Here is a 14,707-nt window from a genome sequence, read left to right as displayed (position 1 = left end):
GACCCGTGCCAGTGACTTTTTTATTTTGTTCCTACATAGATAGCTACTGGAAGATTGACACCACCAGCATGCATTAGTTCTAATTCAATTGTTCCTGATGAACCATCAATTGTGTACTCTGGCAGCTCAACATATTCTGTTCCTACTCGTAAAGAAGGCACTAAATATACTTTGCCATTGACCTTAATAGCACCACTATATAAACCACCACGACCAGCTAATTTCATCTTAATCGTTTTTGATGTGCCAGATGAATTCACCACTGGAATCGACACCTTATAGTTCATGCCAAAATGACCTGGATTCCCTACTGCTCCATTGATTTGGGAGAAGGAATTTTCAGCCGTTTGTAAATGATCTGTACGGCCGTTAGAAATGTTATAGCCTACCTCTGGAGAATCTACTGTATAAGCTGGTAGCTCTGCTAGAATTGTAGCACTTGGCCAAGCACCCCTTGGATGTTTAGCATATTCATCAACAGCAACCTGCTCTGATTGAATCGTTCTTAAGTCACTATTATCCTTTGTAAGCACTGTACGAATTGTATACTCTGGCTTTCCACCGTTAGCCGCTTGGATATCTAAATCATGTAAAAAACCAATGATATAGTCGTATTCTAAATCGTATGTTTCAATAACCTTTGTTTCTCCTGGTTCAATCACAGTACCTTTACTTGTTGATCTTTGAAGCTTGTTATTTAAAACAGCATCAGCAATTGTTAAACCAATATCGTGGCCTACCCAGCTGTTCCCAGTTTTTTGGTTAATGCCCTTCGATTCTGTTACCTTAATACTCTCTGTAGTAGATTTATTTTGAACCGTAATCCCAAGCTTCACATCTGTCCCTAATGTGTTATAATGCCAACCAAAGATACGGTGCTTATTCGTTGCTGCTGTTGCATTAACATCATATTGTGCAAGCGTAGCATTAGATTTAGGAACTAATTTACGTGTTAAAGTTTCTGGGTTGTCACTAATAAATAAATCACGATCTCCCTCTAAACGAGCAGAAGGAACGGCTTCTGGATAAGCTGTTGAGCCAAATGATTTTTCAAGGAAAGAGCTTGTATACATATAATGATAGACATATAAATACATTTCTCGTTTTTCACTTATATAACGCAAGTTTCCGCCTAATGCATTCACTACAAAGGTAATAGGAACGTACATCTTCCCTTTTTGAACAAAAGGAACCTCTTCTAAAGTGACAACTTCATTATTCACTAAAACTTGATTACTGTTATCCTTAAAAACAAAGCTCATGCCAGCTATTTGTAATTCAAAAGAGTTATCTGGTAGCCACATGCCTGTTGAATCATCAAGGTATTCATATATATAATTCGCTGGGATGTAGGATCTTGATTGCTTCATCACAATTGGATCTTTCATCACAATGCGATGATTATTAATATGTAAAATATATGGGTTTTCTTGAGGTTGCTCTGGTGTTTCATCAGATAACGTAATATCTACACTTTGAGTATCGGGGTCCCAATTCACAGTGCCATCAAAGTTTTCACTGACAAAGCGTAATGGCATATAAGTTCGGTCCTTATACATAAACGGTGCGACATCCATCGCCACCTCTTCCCCATCTACTAATGCGTTCATAGAGTCAATCGTTAAATCGACAAGCTTACCATTTCGAGTAGCTGACGCTGTCAATGTATCCTTATTCCACTCCACATTCGCACCAATCGCTTCATATAATGCACGCATCGGTAATAATAAGAAATCCGATTTATTTAAGATAGGGTCATTGACACTAATCGTCTCTCCATTAATCGTAATCGAAACATTGTTTTTTATCTGAATTCCATCTTTACTAATAGCTGTTGCAGATGCTTGTCCAGGCAAAATGGTAGCCAAAGCAACTGCCGATACAATACATGTATTCCTAAGTTTCTTAAACATGCTAATCTCCTTTTTCACATTCCATAGTCTTTAACATCTTAACACGAAAAAACCCTAAAATGTGGGATTTTTATCGAAAAGAGTTGAATTCGGTACTAGAGTGCTAACCCCTCTCCTTCAAAAGCTTCATAGAAAGAAAAGGCTATTTCCAAATCTCCATGAACATTTTCTATCAAACTCATTGCTACTTGATAAATCCTTATGTATAACCCCCATCGTACTGTATTTTAAAGGTAATGAAGTCAGCTTTTTATCAAATTATATGTGAATAATATTTGATAAGTAACTTCATTACTATTAGAACTCCCAGTAAAGTTATATTTTCTTAATTAGACTTGTTTTATAGAAAAAAAGTTACATGCTTTTGGGTAATCACCATAGAAAATGAAGTATTTGAGGATTACTACATTCAAAACATCTCTAGGTTGGACGATGCTTGATTGGACAGATGTGAACACTATAAATATAGCTGATTTTCGTTAATGATACTTAGTTAGATGATATCGAATTCGTTTTTTGTAGTGTATTAATTTCACTTGTGCAATATATAAATAACAGGTTATAGCACATGCTCAGAGTACTAAAAAACCCCTCTTCTAATCGTGAAGAGAGGCTGGGTAGTTGCCAAATCGCTAAATTTAATAAATCTAAAATATGTTTAAATTGTTGGTTATTACTATGTCGTAAGTATTGAATTAATGGTAGTTTAGCAACAGATTTTAGCATATCAAAATTTGATTTTAGACTAGTTTATCTTATCTACTAAATAAACGCTATATGTACTATCAAGCATAAACTTATTTTTTATTTTTAAAGTTTTTGAATCCCATATAGAAATTACATTTTTATCCTCTTTATAAGAAGCTGTATAAAATTCATTGGCATCATAATCAACATTTAATAGAGTTTTATTAGCTGTATTTTCTATTATCTCCATTTGAGGAGAACCAGTACTAAATGATACTTTTACTATAAAATTTAATTTTTGATCAATAGAGTTTAATACAATATTTATCAAAAGATCTCCATTCTCTAGCATTAAATTTTTTTTAAATTCTATATTAACTATATCATCCATTATAGCTGAAAAGTCAGAAGAAAAAGTGCTTACTTTTAAATCACTACTTATTTCTACAATATCTCCACTATACATAAATAAATATAGTTTATTATTTTTACCAGTAAAAGAAAAATAATTAGGATACTGGTTTAAATTAACTTCATCTATAATTTCTAAGTCCTCATTATATTTCCTTATTTTTAAAATATCCTCACTATTTTCTTGTGCATCTTTTACAATCCCTACTACAATTGGAGCACCTTCAAGTATTGTAATATCATGTATTCTGTAATTTTCAGGAAATTCAATGCACTTATTGGGTCCAATTTTGCAAAATTTATTATCTAAATTTTTATCCATATTTGTCATAATAAATTTTGAATCGTCATCCATATAGAATCTTTCTACAAAGTCATTTTGACCTGTATTAATAAACGAGATTTTCGAATTATTTGGGTTGTACGACATGATTTTAGAATCGCCTGAATATCCACTACTAGCAAAATAGTATTTATTTTGGAAAAAATAAATGTTAGAAGGAGCGAAAAGTCTATCTGAAATTTCATAGCGTTTTATAATTTCACCATTTGAATTAAATTCTTGTATATATCCTTTTTCTGCAACAGGATCCATTAAATTAAACACTAAATAATCTCCCTGTCTATCAGTTGTGAAATTTGTAACATCATTAATTTCAATAATATCTATTTCTTTTTCGGATTCTTTATATACTATAGGTTCTTCACAACTTGAAAGTAATAATAAAGTAATAAAAACAGCAAAAAATTTTAATATTTTCATATTTACACCTATATCTCTTATAATTATATAAAATTGTATAAAAAGGACTTTTTGAAGTGAATTTATGTGAAAATCGAAAAGCAGAAATGTTGTTAAATCAACGTTTCTGCTTTCGCTATTTGGGCATTTTTGATTAAAATACCCCTTTTAAGACAACCCATATGTAATAATTCTTAGAACATATTTTTGGGAACATTAGAATATTTTATTGTGTTACCACTAGCAGCAATGTCAATCGGCAATACAGGACCCATTTTTGGTCCAACTCTATAGCCAGCAGATTGCCAAGCCTTGTATACAAGTTTTGAACAATACCATTCATCATTATTGTCAAAACCAGTTTTTACATTATATGGTTCACCTACTTGATCAACCGCAAATTGATATGCTGCTAAATATGCAGAATCAGGGGCATCTTTAACATAATATAATTCTTCATCATTTATATGTGACTGACCCCAATAAACTGAAGCGGGATTATGTACAACCCCTGAACGAACAGCTTCAACAACGTAATTAGGAATTGTACTCATTAACGCAGTATGTCCATGTCGAATAACATCATAAGATTTAGCTACGTTACTAATTAAAATATCTCCTTTATATCTAGAAGTTCCACCACCAATCTCTAAAGCAAATGGAGAAATAGCAGTATCATCATTATTTGTATAACTGATTGATTTATTTTCTAATTGAGAATCATATATTATAACATCAAGGTCATTTACTTGATCTACAATTGATATTTTTTTTTCATGATCAATGTTTGGATTTTCTTCTAAATAGTCATGTAACATATTGTAATTCTCTATTGATAGTTGGTCTCTTTCGTTAATTGATAATTCAATACCAGACTGAATATAATTTTTTGTCTCTTCCAACTTTTGAACAAGTTGTTCAAAACTATCTCCTTCACTTTTTGCAAGACTTGCGTTAGTCCCAAAATTAAAAAGACTAATAGAAATAACAGCAATAGCAGACATTTTAATAATTTTATTTTTCATAATTCCACTCCTAAAAAAATTTATATTTCTTTAATACATTGCAATATATTCGAATCGATTCTTGATGCAAATATATCACATAAAAAGGAAAAAATAAACTATTAAACAAAAAAGTGTATTATATATTATTAATTACATATATAGTAATAATTAACATTTTAAAATAGAAGTTATTAAAAAAGCTTCTGCAAAGAGCTCCTGCTATTCCCTTATGGAAAAATGTAGCCAATATCTTTTAAATACATCGATTGAAAATTGGCGAAAAAGTACCCGAAGACCTTTTCTATATTGTTGAGGAGAAATTGTAGAACGATAATCATCTCTCTGGTTCTTTGAAGGCGTGCTTGAATAAGGACCCACTCTTACTTGCGCTTGCCTTTGCAAAACTACCCTTCAATTTCGTTAGGTTCAGCGCTACCCTGCCGTTCAAACTGTTTTTGTCCAGCCTTGACCTCATGGCCCTTAGAAGGTCATTCGGGCTTCGACCATTTAACCTTATCCCGAATAACATTCATACTGATTATAAACAGCCACCCCCCTATTCAATTGAATAGGGGGGTGGCTGTTTCCCTAACCTTTTTGGGAACGTTATTTCATTATGAAGGTTATAAGATTAGCATATTTAAGCACGAAATTAGCCCTTAAATTCGATAAGAACGTGTCAATTGAAGCTAAAAAAGTGAGACTACTACTTTATGTCCCAGCATCTTATCTATTTGTATACGTAAAAATATTGTAGAAGGCTCCAATGCTATCAATTTCGCGCAAATGTGTACCGCCACCATAAGTCATTTTTAAATGATACGTTGTAAAAAGACCTAAATTGTGGCTGCTAAACTGCTCTACCGTATAAACGTGTTGACCGGCAGTGCATGTGCCGTTGTCATAGCATTGCAAACCATGTTTCTTTGCCAATTCATTATAGTACGTAGTTTCTGAAGGCCTTGTGAACAGAGCAGTCACGCATATCAACGCAAGTACAAGGACAGAAATGAGAGGTTTTTTCTTTAACAAAATGCTTACAAAAATTGTAGTAACGATAATTAAGATTAATAGAATAAAAAATACAATAAACATTGAATCCTCCTTTTATTTACTAACTCATAATGAACAAATTAACTTCAAATAATCACCATAAAAAAAGACAGAATGCCAAACTTTTAGGGAATACATTTCACAAGTAAAATAGAAATTATTTAACCGCTTGTTCGTTCTTTCCTTCCGATGATATTTTAAGAAATTCAATCTCTGCAAGATATTCCACTATACACTACACATGTACGTAAGAATATCTAAGAAATGATATGCTGCTAACTTTAAAGTTTGGTATTCAATCATCGGAAGCCCTCGGATATTTAATGCGAATTTAACCATATTTCAGATTTCTGTTAACATCTCAAACTCTGGTTCTTTTTATTGCCTAAACCTATTGTAATGTCATGACTTCTTATTGCTATTCTTGACGTTTATCCATAATCTTTATTCACCTCTAGGAATAATTTATCACATTACATATATAATTTTCCATATTTCCAATGTTATAAAAAGGTATAATTTAGACGTTGATAGCTAATAAGCTGAGCGATTAATAGCTATCATTCCTTTTTCTCAGCTATCTAAACCTTCTTACAAATATTAAATTTCATTTTATACTTCTGACTAACGGTGATATATTAACTAGCCTTTTACCCATAAAGTTATTTAATTTAGAGGCGAAATTATTCAACATTCCCTCAATTATTACTTTAAACTTTTTTTATTTTCCATTTCCCTGTAATGGCAGATAACAAAACCATGGCTCTATTACCATATTGATTAAAACATGCGCTATAATTGGAGCGAGGATGCTCCTTCCTGTATATATGTAGAGCATAGCAAGAAGACAACCTAAGATCGTAGTTGAAAGAATGGCTGGAAGTGCAATTTTTATTTCTCCTCGCAATAATAGCCATGCACCATGAACAATCCCAAACGTAATTCCTGAGATTAACACTTGTGAAAGATATGGAAATCCAATAGATAATCCAAAAGCGCCCTTGTTAGTTATACAAACAGACATAATAATTGCATATTATATAAATGATGAGACAATATGTAATTATCTCTTACCTTTTAGTTCTAAAAGTATAGGAGTTATATTTAGTAATATAAAAAAAATTGTCAAAAATCATAATGCCATTTCCATACCAGGTACTACATCCAATAGAGCTGGCCAGTCTTCCACTTTTACCCACCCTGATACAAGACTGTATTCTGAACAAAGTGTTAATGCTGTAAATGATAATCCTATCGCCATAGCAAGCTTATAATCCTTTCCTGCTACATACATATAAAAATTTATAAGTGTTGCTACTATTGCAATAATCCCTAATATTATCCACATAACTATACCTCCATATATTTTTATTTATGTCATATAATAATACTAATGTGCATTAGTTTTCTATACGCGAATACGCAAATATTCGGAAGGATTTCTCATGACAAAATGTTTTTCAATAGACATTAAGACTTCATCATTTCTAGATAAAGAAACCATGGCAATTGCCTCTTTAAACGATAACCATTTATATTCGCTGTGTTCGTAATTTAATGTGACTTCTTGTTGTTCTTCAACATATCCAACAAATACAGGTGCAACATAAATATAATTTTCTTTTGGTGAATATATATGAACAAATTTATTAGTAGTATATAATAAAACCTTTGTAATACTAGTTTCTTCTTTGATCTCTCTTACAGCAGACTCCCAAGCAATTCCCCTTCCTCGATACCTCCGCCAATATAACACCAAACATTTTTAAAAACAGATGTAGACCTTTTCAATAACAGTACTTTATACTCGTTTTCAATCTTTTTTAATAGAACAATTGCAACACCTGTACACTTTATTGGAACTTCACCATAATCTCCACTTCTTTACTCACCTCGAAGTGTTTTTCTATAACCCTTAAATTTCCTTTTTGCTTTAAATACAATTATTCATAATCTCAATATAGAGAACGAAAATTTATGGTAAATGTTTCCTATAATTAAACATTCCTCAAGAGTACGGCCCGATTTTTGAACAACAAGTTAAACAACACTCTTCAACTAACCGGCCACGTTAGCTGAATAACAATAATCTTTAAGAAAATAGCCTTTTTCAAAGAATGCTGCTAAATGAAAGCATTAGATATTTAAAAGATATTGTTATATTTTGGATCATTGGAAAGGTCTAATGAAATAGTATAATTAAGGGTATTTAACATGTTTCGTAAGAGGTGCTGAGTTTGTTTAAAAAGAAAATATTAGTTGGTCATTCAGAAGATACTGTCCAGGCAATTATCGAACACTTAGATAGAAAAAGCGTTCCGTTTGAACTAGGCATCAAAGATATTTTAAGGCAGCCGTCCGAAAGACTCCGCTCGAAAAAAAATAATGAAGTATACATAGTGTTTTATGCAGTCAAATTTCGAAAAGAATATGCAGGACAAGTAGAAGCTATTGTTGAGCAATATGTATCTCAAGGAGATGTGAAAAAATAGTATAGAGTGTCAAAAAAGAAAGATAGAAAATTAGAAAAAAAGGAAACATCTCTTTTTTCAATTGTGTCTTTTATAAACTATATAGCGATGCGAATCATCGATCAAAGTAAGATTGATGGTGGGGGAATTCTTTCGTATGCGGCTTGTGTGGTCATAATGATGACTGGTGCATTTTTGACGACAAAATGTTATAAGGAGATGCAAAAAGAATCGGGCCATTGGAGACTGATTAGTATGGGATTGGCAATCATAGGTATTGGTGTGATAATTTATGCTGCTGCTTCTTTTTTATCTTTACTTCGATAATATTTTCAGAAACTTTTTCGGAAGCAACAATCTATACGAAAAAAAGCCATTTGTAAAATGAACTGAACCCTATTTGGTAGACAGTTTAATAAAAAGGGATGTAGTTTTAAGTTAAGCCGCAATGAGATGGCTTCGGTAAGTTGCCGGAGCCATCTTTTTTAATGTCCATTGCTTTCGTGTGTGATTATAATGGTTCATATAGTCCATCACTATTGTGTGTAATTCTGCCAAACTTTCTGCTTGTTTATAGTCTACTTCATCTTTGAAATGACCGAAAAACGATTCTATTGGCGCATTATCAAGACAATTTCCTCTGCGGGACATTGACTGAAGAAGTCCCATTTCTTTTACACGCTGCTGATATTCTGGGTGTGTATAATGAATACCTTGGTCCGAGTGAATCAGCGCTTCTGGATGAAGATTGCCCTCTAGATGTGTTTTTAACTTTTCAAGCGTCTTATAGACAAGGGACATCTTTAACGTAGTAGATAATTCGTATGCTACAATTTCTCGTGTTGCGACATCTTTCACGCATGATAAATACGCCCTTTAACCACCTCTATATTGCAGATACGTAATATCTGTTAAGAATACTTTTCCTGGCTCTTCTTGCTTAAATGCTCGGTTTAAATGGTTCGGTATACGGCGATGCGCCTCTGTTGCTTTTTCTAACAGACGATACGGATTCGCACGACGTACTTTCGCATATAAATTGAACTTACGCATCAGACGAAGAATCTTTTTATGGTTCATCGGTGTGTCCAGCACATCTACCAGTGCCATATAAAATCCACGATAACCAATTTTCCCTTTCGCTTGATCATAAATTGATTTTAATAAGATGTAATCTTGATAATCAGCTTCTTCACGTAAAGCGTGTATTTCTCTTTCGGTGTTAAAAACGATTCTTTTTCGCCTGCCTTTCCATTTCGTCGAGCTTTTTTAGCAGATGAAGCTCTGCCTCTAACAGTTGAATACGCGCTTCCGCTTTCTCAAGTTTCTTTTCTGCGGATAAGTTTTCAAGGCGTGGACGACCAGTACTCTCTTTTTCACGACGTTCCTCTAAAAAACCTTCCTTACCATGTGTTTGATATGTTTTCTTCCAACGGCTAATTGCGCTTTTAGCTTTCTTAATTCCTATCAGCTCTAAGTCAAATCCCGCTTCTCTGAAGATTTGGACTGGACCTTTTCCTTGTAAATTTGCCTGAACAGCTTTTAATTTAAAGTCGGCTGTATATTGAATTGAGCGGTCGGATACTGAGGCGACATTTGGATTCGCTTCAATTTGTCTGCGTTGGTGTTCGTTAAAAATTATTTTACTCATGATGTTCTCCCGTTCATAAATGGTATGGTTAGTATAACGGGGTTTTCAAATGTTGAAAATAAAAAAACCCCGAATAGGTCCACTTTTTTTAAAGTGTCCACTATTCGGGGTTCAGTTCAAGATAAATTAGCTACTTTTTTTATTTTTCCAATTACTTAAGAAATGGAAATTATACATATTTAATACGACGATTATTTTAATTTTTTATATGTATTCAGGGTTATCTTCCATAATATGCATTTTGAGGTTTGAAAGAGTCCACTTTTCATTAGATGCTTTTTAAACGCATTAGTGGCTTACTGCCTACAAATAAAGTTTTTTTATATAAGTTACCTGTTCAACTTATTTATAAATTTTGATCCTAGTAATGTGACAATTGAGTAATCCGTTACGTCACCTTCTATAATTACTCCAAATGTCCTTTTCACATCAATTGGGATATCAACTTTAATTACATTGTTATCTTTTGTGAGTGTATAAGTTTTTAATATTTCATCATCTCCAACAAAACTAATAGTAAATGGTGTTTGGTTTGTGTATTCATAACCATTCATCGTAGGTGAGTAAGATAAAGTCGTTTGGTATCGATCCACCTTATCTATAGAATTCATAGAGACACCACGAATTACACAATTAGTATAGAATTTAGAATGAACACCAATCTGTTCCTCATTTTCACCAAAAGCTACCCAAAATACCTCTTTATATTGTTTTTCAGAATTTGCGTCCGGAAATGCATTTCCTTTGTTAACTTCTTTATCCGTAAAAATATGAGTGTTATATCTAATGTTATTTTCATTTTCAAGTATATGTAACTTGAAATCAGTTTGAATAAAAGAATTAGTATGTATTTGTTCAGTCTCATCTGCTGCGAAAGCAATTAAAGCAAATAATAAAGAGAAAACGCCCCTTATAGCAAGGATAAGTATATTCGTAATACGGTAGTTCGCTTTTACTCCATACAAGGTGATAGCAAAGGATAAAAAGAATCGTACACTTACACAAATGTTAGAGAATCTAAGGGATGATAAAACTATTACCAAACACTCGTATTCGAGGTATCCAATGCACATCTTACAGATACTAATGAATCATCGATAATTGATCGCTACTAGATTGCTTTTTGGGGGAAGATTGCACCAAGACTATCTGAAAAGTGTACCAATAAATTTTACTTAAAGTTCAATAATTAGATATAAACCCATTTATTTTTTATAGCCACCAAAACTGCTTGTGTTCGATTTTTTACTGAGAGCTTTGAGAATATGTGACTTATATGATTTTTTATAGTTTTTTCAGAAACATTTAGTGCGTAGCTAATTTCCAAATTACTTTTACCTTTAGCCAACATCTGGAGAATATCATACTCTCGCTTAGTAAGGACATGAAAAGGTATATTTTTATAAAAATCAAAATAATCTCCCTTGATAAAATTTATATATTCCTTTATTAAAAAGGTTATAATAGGATCACTAAAATAATATTCGCCGTTTAATATAACTTGTATAGCATGTTCAATTTCTACAGAATTTATATTTTGTAAAATGCAACCCGAAATCCCAGCTCTAAGCGCCTTGTAAATATCTAAATCAATAATTTTAGATGTGAAATATAATATGGATATATTATGAGAAAAATCCTTTTTAATTTTTTCTATGTCGATTATATTACTTTCGCTTAGGTCACTAATTATAATAGCATCAGGTTTGTAATTATTTGCTAAATCAAAAAGTCCTTCTGATTTATCTATTCCAGTATAAACCGTATATTTTTTTTCTAGGATTCTTGTTAATCCCATGTTGAGTAGTAAATTCTGTTCTAAAATAAGTATGCTTTTACCTTTCATAATCATTGTACTGAACGCCCTTTATATTTAAATAGTTAGATTTTTTCTCATACTCCAATTACTTTTTCAACAAAGATATCAATTAGACTTGGATCAAAATGAATACTTTTCTGATTTTTTAAGTATGCTATAGCTTGTTCAGTTGACCAAGAATCCTTATAAACTCTTTTACTAACTAAAGCATCATAGACATCAACAATCGCAATAACTCTAGCCTCAAAAGGTATAGCTTCCTCTTTTAATCCAAATGGGTAGCCACTCCCATCCCATTTTTCATGGTGGTATTGAATTATATTTTGGGCAATATCTATATTTTCGAAAGTACCATTTAATTCTTTAGAAAGATATTGTAAAGTATCTACACCAATCAAGGGATGCATTTCCATTACTTTCTTTTCATAAATAGTAAGAGGCCCTGGTTTATATAGAATTGATTCTGGTATCCCGGATTTACCGATATCATGCAATACACTATAATGAATAATCCTATTTATATAATTTTCATTTAATTTGTATTTACTACTCTCCTTTAAAGCATGTAAAAATCTCTCCGTTAGTTTTTGCACTTCCAAAAGGTGTTCAGCAATTCCTGAATCACGGTTCTCGCTGGAAAGTGCTAATACTCTAATTAAGTCTTTAGATTTCCTTAGCTTTTGGTTTTTTTCTTCCGTTAATTGATCAGTCAATCGCATTATACAAAGATAATATGTCTTATTATGTAATTTAATTGGAGTAATCGTAACTAAAATGTATATTAATTTTGATAGTTCATTTTCGTTTTTTTTAACAAGCAGCCCAGACCATGGATTATTATTCTTTAACGCATCTTTCAATTCTTTAGTTCTAAGCAAGGGCAACATTTTTGATTTTAATCTATTAATACTAACTCCAATAATTTCCTGCCTCTTAAAACCTGATATATTTTCATATTGAAAATTGGCATCAATAATAATATAGTTATTATCGAAAATCATAACAGCGTCTGTTAATCTTAGATAATATGTCAGTTCAATTGGAAGTTGTGTTTTACACATTTTAAACCCCTCATTTTCAATTCAGTAAAATTCTAAATGATTTTATTTCTACTAAAATTCTCTACTTAATCCCTTTTAATTGAACCTAATATTTTCAATTAAATAGTAAAATATTTCTTTTTTAGACATTTTTTATAAGTTGCAATTTTTGAAAATGGAATAAATTAGTTCCATTGAACCTTTTATACTTCACTTAATAAAGTTTTTAATAGAAGTTGATTTGGCTTTTGTTTTTTATTAAAATAAATTGTTTGAAGTTTTGCTGCGAGTCTATCATAATCTTTACGTTTAGGAACCGTTTCCCAAACAAATATATCCTTTTTTTCTTTAGAAATATTCAAATAGATTCGGTCAGTTATTATTAACTCAGCATCTTCATCTCTGGAACAGTATTCAACATGCAAAAATACGCGTTTTATTTGTTTAAATAAAAATGGAACGTCATTTATCATTGATATAATTTTGATTTTTACTTTTTCTCTATTTACAATGTCTATAGATTGTTTTAAAAGTTGATGATACCTACCTATTAAAAAATCCCTCTGTCTAAAGATTTTATTATATATTTGATTTTCTAATAATGTATTGTAAAATTGATCCATTATTTCTACCTGAGTTGTATCTTGACTATTCAATTGTCTTTTATAAAAATCGTCTTTAAACAACAAAGAAGGACCTATAAAATTCAACGTAAAATAATGTAGATTCATTAAATTAACAAAAAGTACACTATACTCCTCTACATCTAACTCCATTGAAAAATAACTTATAAATTTTTCAATCCAATATAAGGTTGCTTGAACAAAAATTTCTTTATTATGATGTTGAGCAAAATTCATCATCAAGGATACAGACGTATCTTTTTTCTCATAGGGATATAGGCATTCTAAAAATGAAAAAGAGAACATTGTTTCTTTTTCAATTTCTTCTTCAGTTAGTGTTGTTAACTTAGTCAATAAGTATTTAAACCCTGAAGTAAACTCCTCAAAATGATAATGATGTTTTGAAAATTTATTATATATGGGATTAGCATCAATTATAAAGCCCATTTTTGCTCTTGTTATACACACTGCTAGCCAATATAAAACTGATTCAGGAAGTTCTAATTTTAATTGTTTTACTAATTTTTGAATCTCACTTCTGGAAACCAGAGTAAATGGCCATGCTTCTCCCCAACATGAATTCCAATAAAACAAATAAAAGAAATATCGAAATTGTGTTTCTGTACCCTTAAGAGTGACTCCATCTTGAGAAGAATATTTTAACTGGAATTGTTTTAACATAGGTTTAACTTTATTTATATATCTATACATTGAAGCTAAACTTATAAAATTATCAATAGCAAACATATTTATATCATTTAATTCATTATAAAAAATCATATCAAAAGCTCTATAAGTTATTGAGTTTTGTAAATAAAATCTTTCGATAGATTTTATTGAAAAATAATCTTCGTACTCTAATTTAAATTGTTTATATTTAATTTCTTTTATATACGCGGGTTCTTTAAGCGAGCTCAAATCCTCTGATAGCTCCGATATTATTTTTATGATAGTTTTTTCTGATAATTCTACTTCTTGAGCTAACTCTATACTTGAAATAAATCGCCCTTCAGTATGTAGTAAATTTAATACTTGTACTTTTTTTAGAGTTGGACGACTTAAAAAATTATACATAAGGTCACCTCGAAAATTAATTATTATTTTTTGTATTGTTATTAATTGGATATACTCTTTATTAGAATATTATGTCTCGCTATACTCCCTTCTAAACCCCCTTAATAAAAAATATCTCAAATTAGTATTTTGATTAGCGTAAATATAAACAAGATTGCTTTATAGAAATAATGGAAACATCAATATAGCACTTTAAACTTTTATATAGAAATCATT

At 31.2% G+C, this 14,707-nt stretch carries 12 protein-coding genes and 2 pseudogenes; 2 read left to right on the top strand and 12 right to left on the bottom strand.

Annotated elements, in window-relative coordinates:
* Nucleotides 1–20 precede the first annotated feature (20 nt).
* From AC6BKE_RS10300 to AC6BKE_RS10270, 7 genes and pseudogenes are all read right to left on the bottom strand, one after another.
* On the bottom strand, nucleotides 21–1,913 hold the full coding sequence (locus AC6BKE_RS10300) for a stalk domain-containing protein (RefSeq protein ID WP_058845003.1): 1,893 nt from the start codon (nucleotides 1,911–1,913) through the stop codon (nucleotides 21–23).
* 745 nt (nucleotides 1,914–2,658) lie between these two features.
* Nucleotides 2,659–3,774 (bottom strand): hypothetical protein, encoded by a 1,116-nt coding sequence (locus AC6BKE_RS10295; RefSeq protein WP_499856773.1) that lies wholly within the window; start codon nucleotides 3,772–3,774, stop codon nucleotides 2,659–2,661.
* A 173-nt stretch (nucleotides 3,775–3,947) separates the two neighbouring features.
* Nucleotides 3,948–4,778 (bottom strand): YiiX/YebB-like N1pC/P60 family cysteine hydrolase, encoded by an 831-nt coding sequence (locus AC6BKE_RS10290; RefSeq protein ID WP_330493580.1) that lies wholly within the window; start codon nucleotides 4,776–4,778, stop codon nucleotides 3,948–3,950.
* Between the two features lie 708 nt (nucleotides 4,779–5,486).
* A complete protein-coding gene (locus AC6BKE_RS10285) occupies nucleotides 5,487–5,855 on the bottom strand; it encodes a hypothetical protein (protein WP_499856771.1) in 369 nt (122 codons plus the stop codon).
* A gap of 679 nt (nucleotides 5,856–6,534) precedes the next feature.
* Nucleotides 6,535–6,837 carry a CPBP family glutamic-type intramembrane protease gene (locus AC6BKE_RS10280; protein ID WP_342504126.1) on the bottom strand — a complete coding sequence of 101 codons (303 nt, stop codon included), beginning with the start codon at nucleotides 6,835–6,837 and terminating at the stop codon, nucleotides 6,535–6,537.
* 39 nt (nucleotides 6,838–6,876) lie between these two features.
* Nucleotides 6,877–7,161 (bottom strand): annotated as a pseudogene (locus AC6BKE_RS10275) (hypothetical protein).
* Nucleotides 7,162–7,221: 60 nt separating this feature from the next.
* Nucleotides 7,222–7,569 carry an NUDIX domain-containing protein gene (locus tag AC6BKE_RS10270; RefSeq protein ID WP_499858304.1) on the bottom strand — a complete coding sequence of 116 codons (348 nt, stop codon included), beginning with the start codon at nucleotides 7,567–7,569 and terminating at the stop codon, nucleotides 7,222–7,224.
* 481 nt (nucleotides 7,570–8,050) lie between these two features.
* Here AC6BKE_RS10270 and AC6BKE_RS10265 point away from each other — a divergent pair, with 481 nt between their 5' ends.
* Nucleotides 8,051–8,305, top strand: a complete 255-nt coding sequence (locus AC6BKE_RS10265) for a hypothetical protein (protein ID WP_499856768.1) — start codon at nucleotides 8,051–8,053, stop codon at nucleotides 8,303–8,305.
* Nucleotides 8,306–8,311: 6 nt separating this feature from the next.
* Complete coding sequence (locus AC6BKE_RS10260) at nucleotides 8,312–8,611, top strand: hypothetical protein (protein WP_499856766.1); 300 nt, start codon at nucleotides 8,312–8,314, stop codon at nucleotides 8,609–8,611.
* Nucleotides 8,612–8,722: 111 nt separating this feature from the next.
* On the opposite strand, the pseudogene AC6BKE_RS10255 reads toward AC6BKE_RS10260, so the two are convergent.
* The 5 genes and pseudogenes from AC6BKE_RS10255 to AC6BKE_RS10235 all read right to left on the bottom strand — a co-directional run bounded on the left by AC6BKE_RS10255 (nucleotide 8,723) and on the right by AC6BKE_RS10235 (nucleotide 14,491).
* Nucleotides 8,723–9,935 (bottom strand): annotated as a pseudogene (locus AC6BKE_RS10255) (IS3 family transposase).
* A gap of 329 nt (nucleotides 9,936–10,264) precedes the next feature.
* Nucleotides 10,265–10,978, bottom strand: coding sequence for a hypothetical protein (locus AC6BKE_RS10250; protein WP_499856764.1), 714 nt, complete (start codon nucleotides 10,976–10,978; stop codon nucleotides 10,265–10,267).
* Nucleotides 10,979–11,124: 146 nt separating this feature from the next.
* Nucleotides 11,125–11,787, bottom strand: a complete 663-nt coding sequence (locus AC6BKE_RS10245) for a response regulator transcription factor (protein WP_499856762.1) — start codon at nucleotides 11,785–11,787, stop codon at nucleotides 11,125–11,127.
* A gap of 41 nt (nucleotides 11,788–11,828) precedes the next feature.
* The gene (locus AC6BKE_RS10240; protein ID WP_499856760.1) at nucleotides 11,829–12,815 is read right to left on the bottom strand and encodes an HD domain-containing phosphohydrolase; all 987 of its coding nucleotides are present in this window, start codon (nucleotides 12,813–12,815) and stop codon (nucleotides 11,829–11,831) included.
* A 182-nt stretch (nucleotides 12,816–12,997) separates the two neighbouring features.
* The gene (locus tag AC6BKE_RS10235) at nucleotides 12,998–14,491 is read right to left on the bottom strand and encodes a helix-turn-helix domain-containing protein (RefSeq protein ID WP_499856758.1); all 1,494 of its coding nucleotides are present in this window, start codon (nucleotides 14,489–14,491) and stop codon (nucleotides 12,998–13,000) included.
* Between the last annotated feature and the right edge of the window lie 216 nt (nucleotides 14,492–14,707).

This window comes from Lysinibacillus sp. COL-1 (assembly GCF_059814265.1).
Note: the sequence above shows the minus strand (reverse complement) of the source record. Positions and strands in the feature narration are given on the sequence as shown.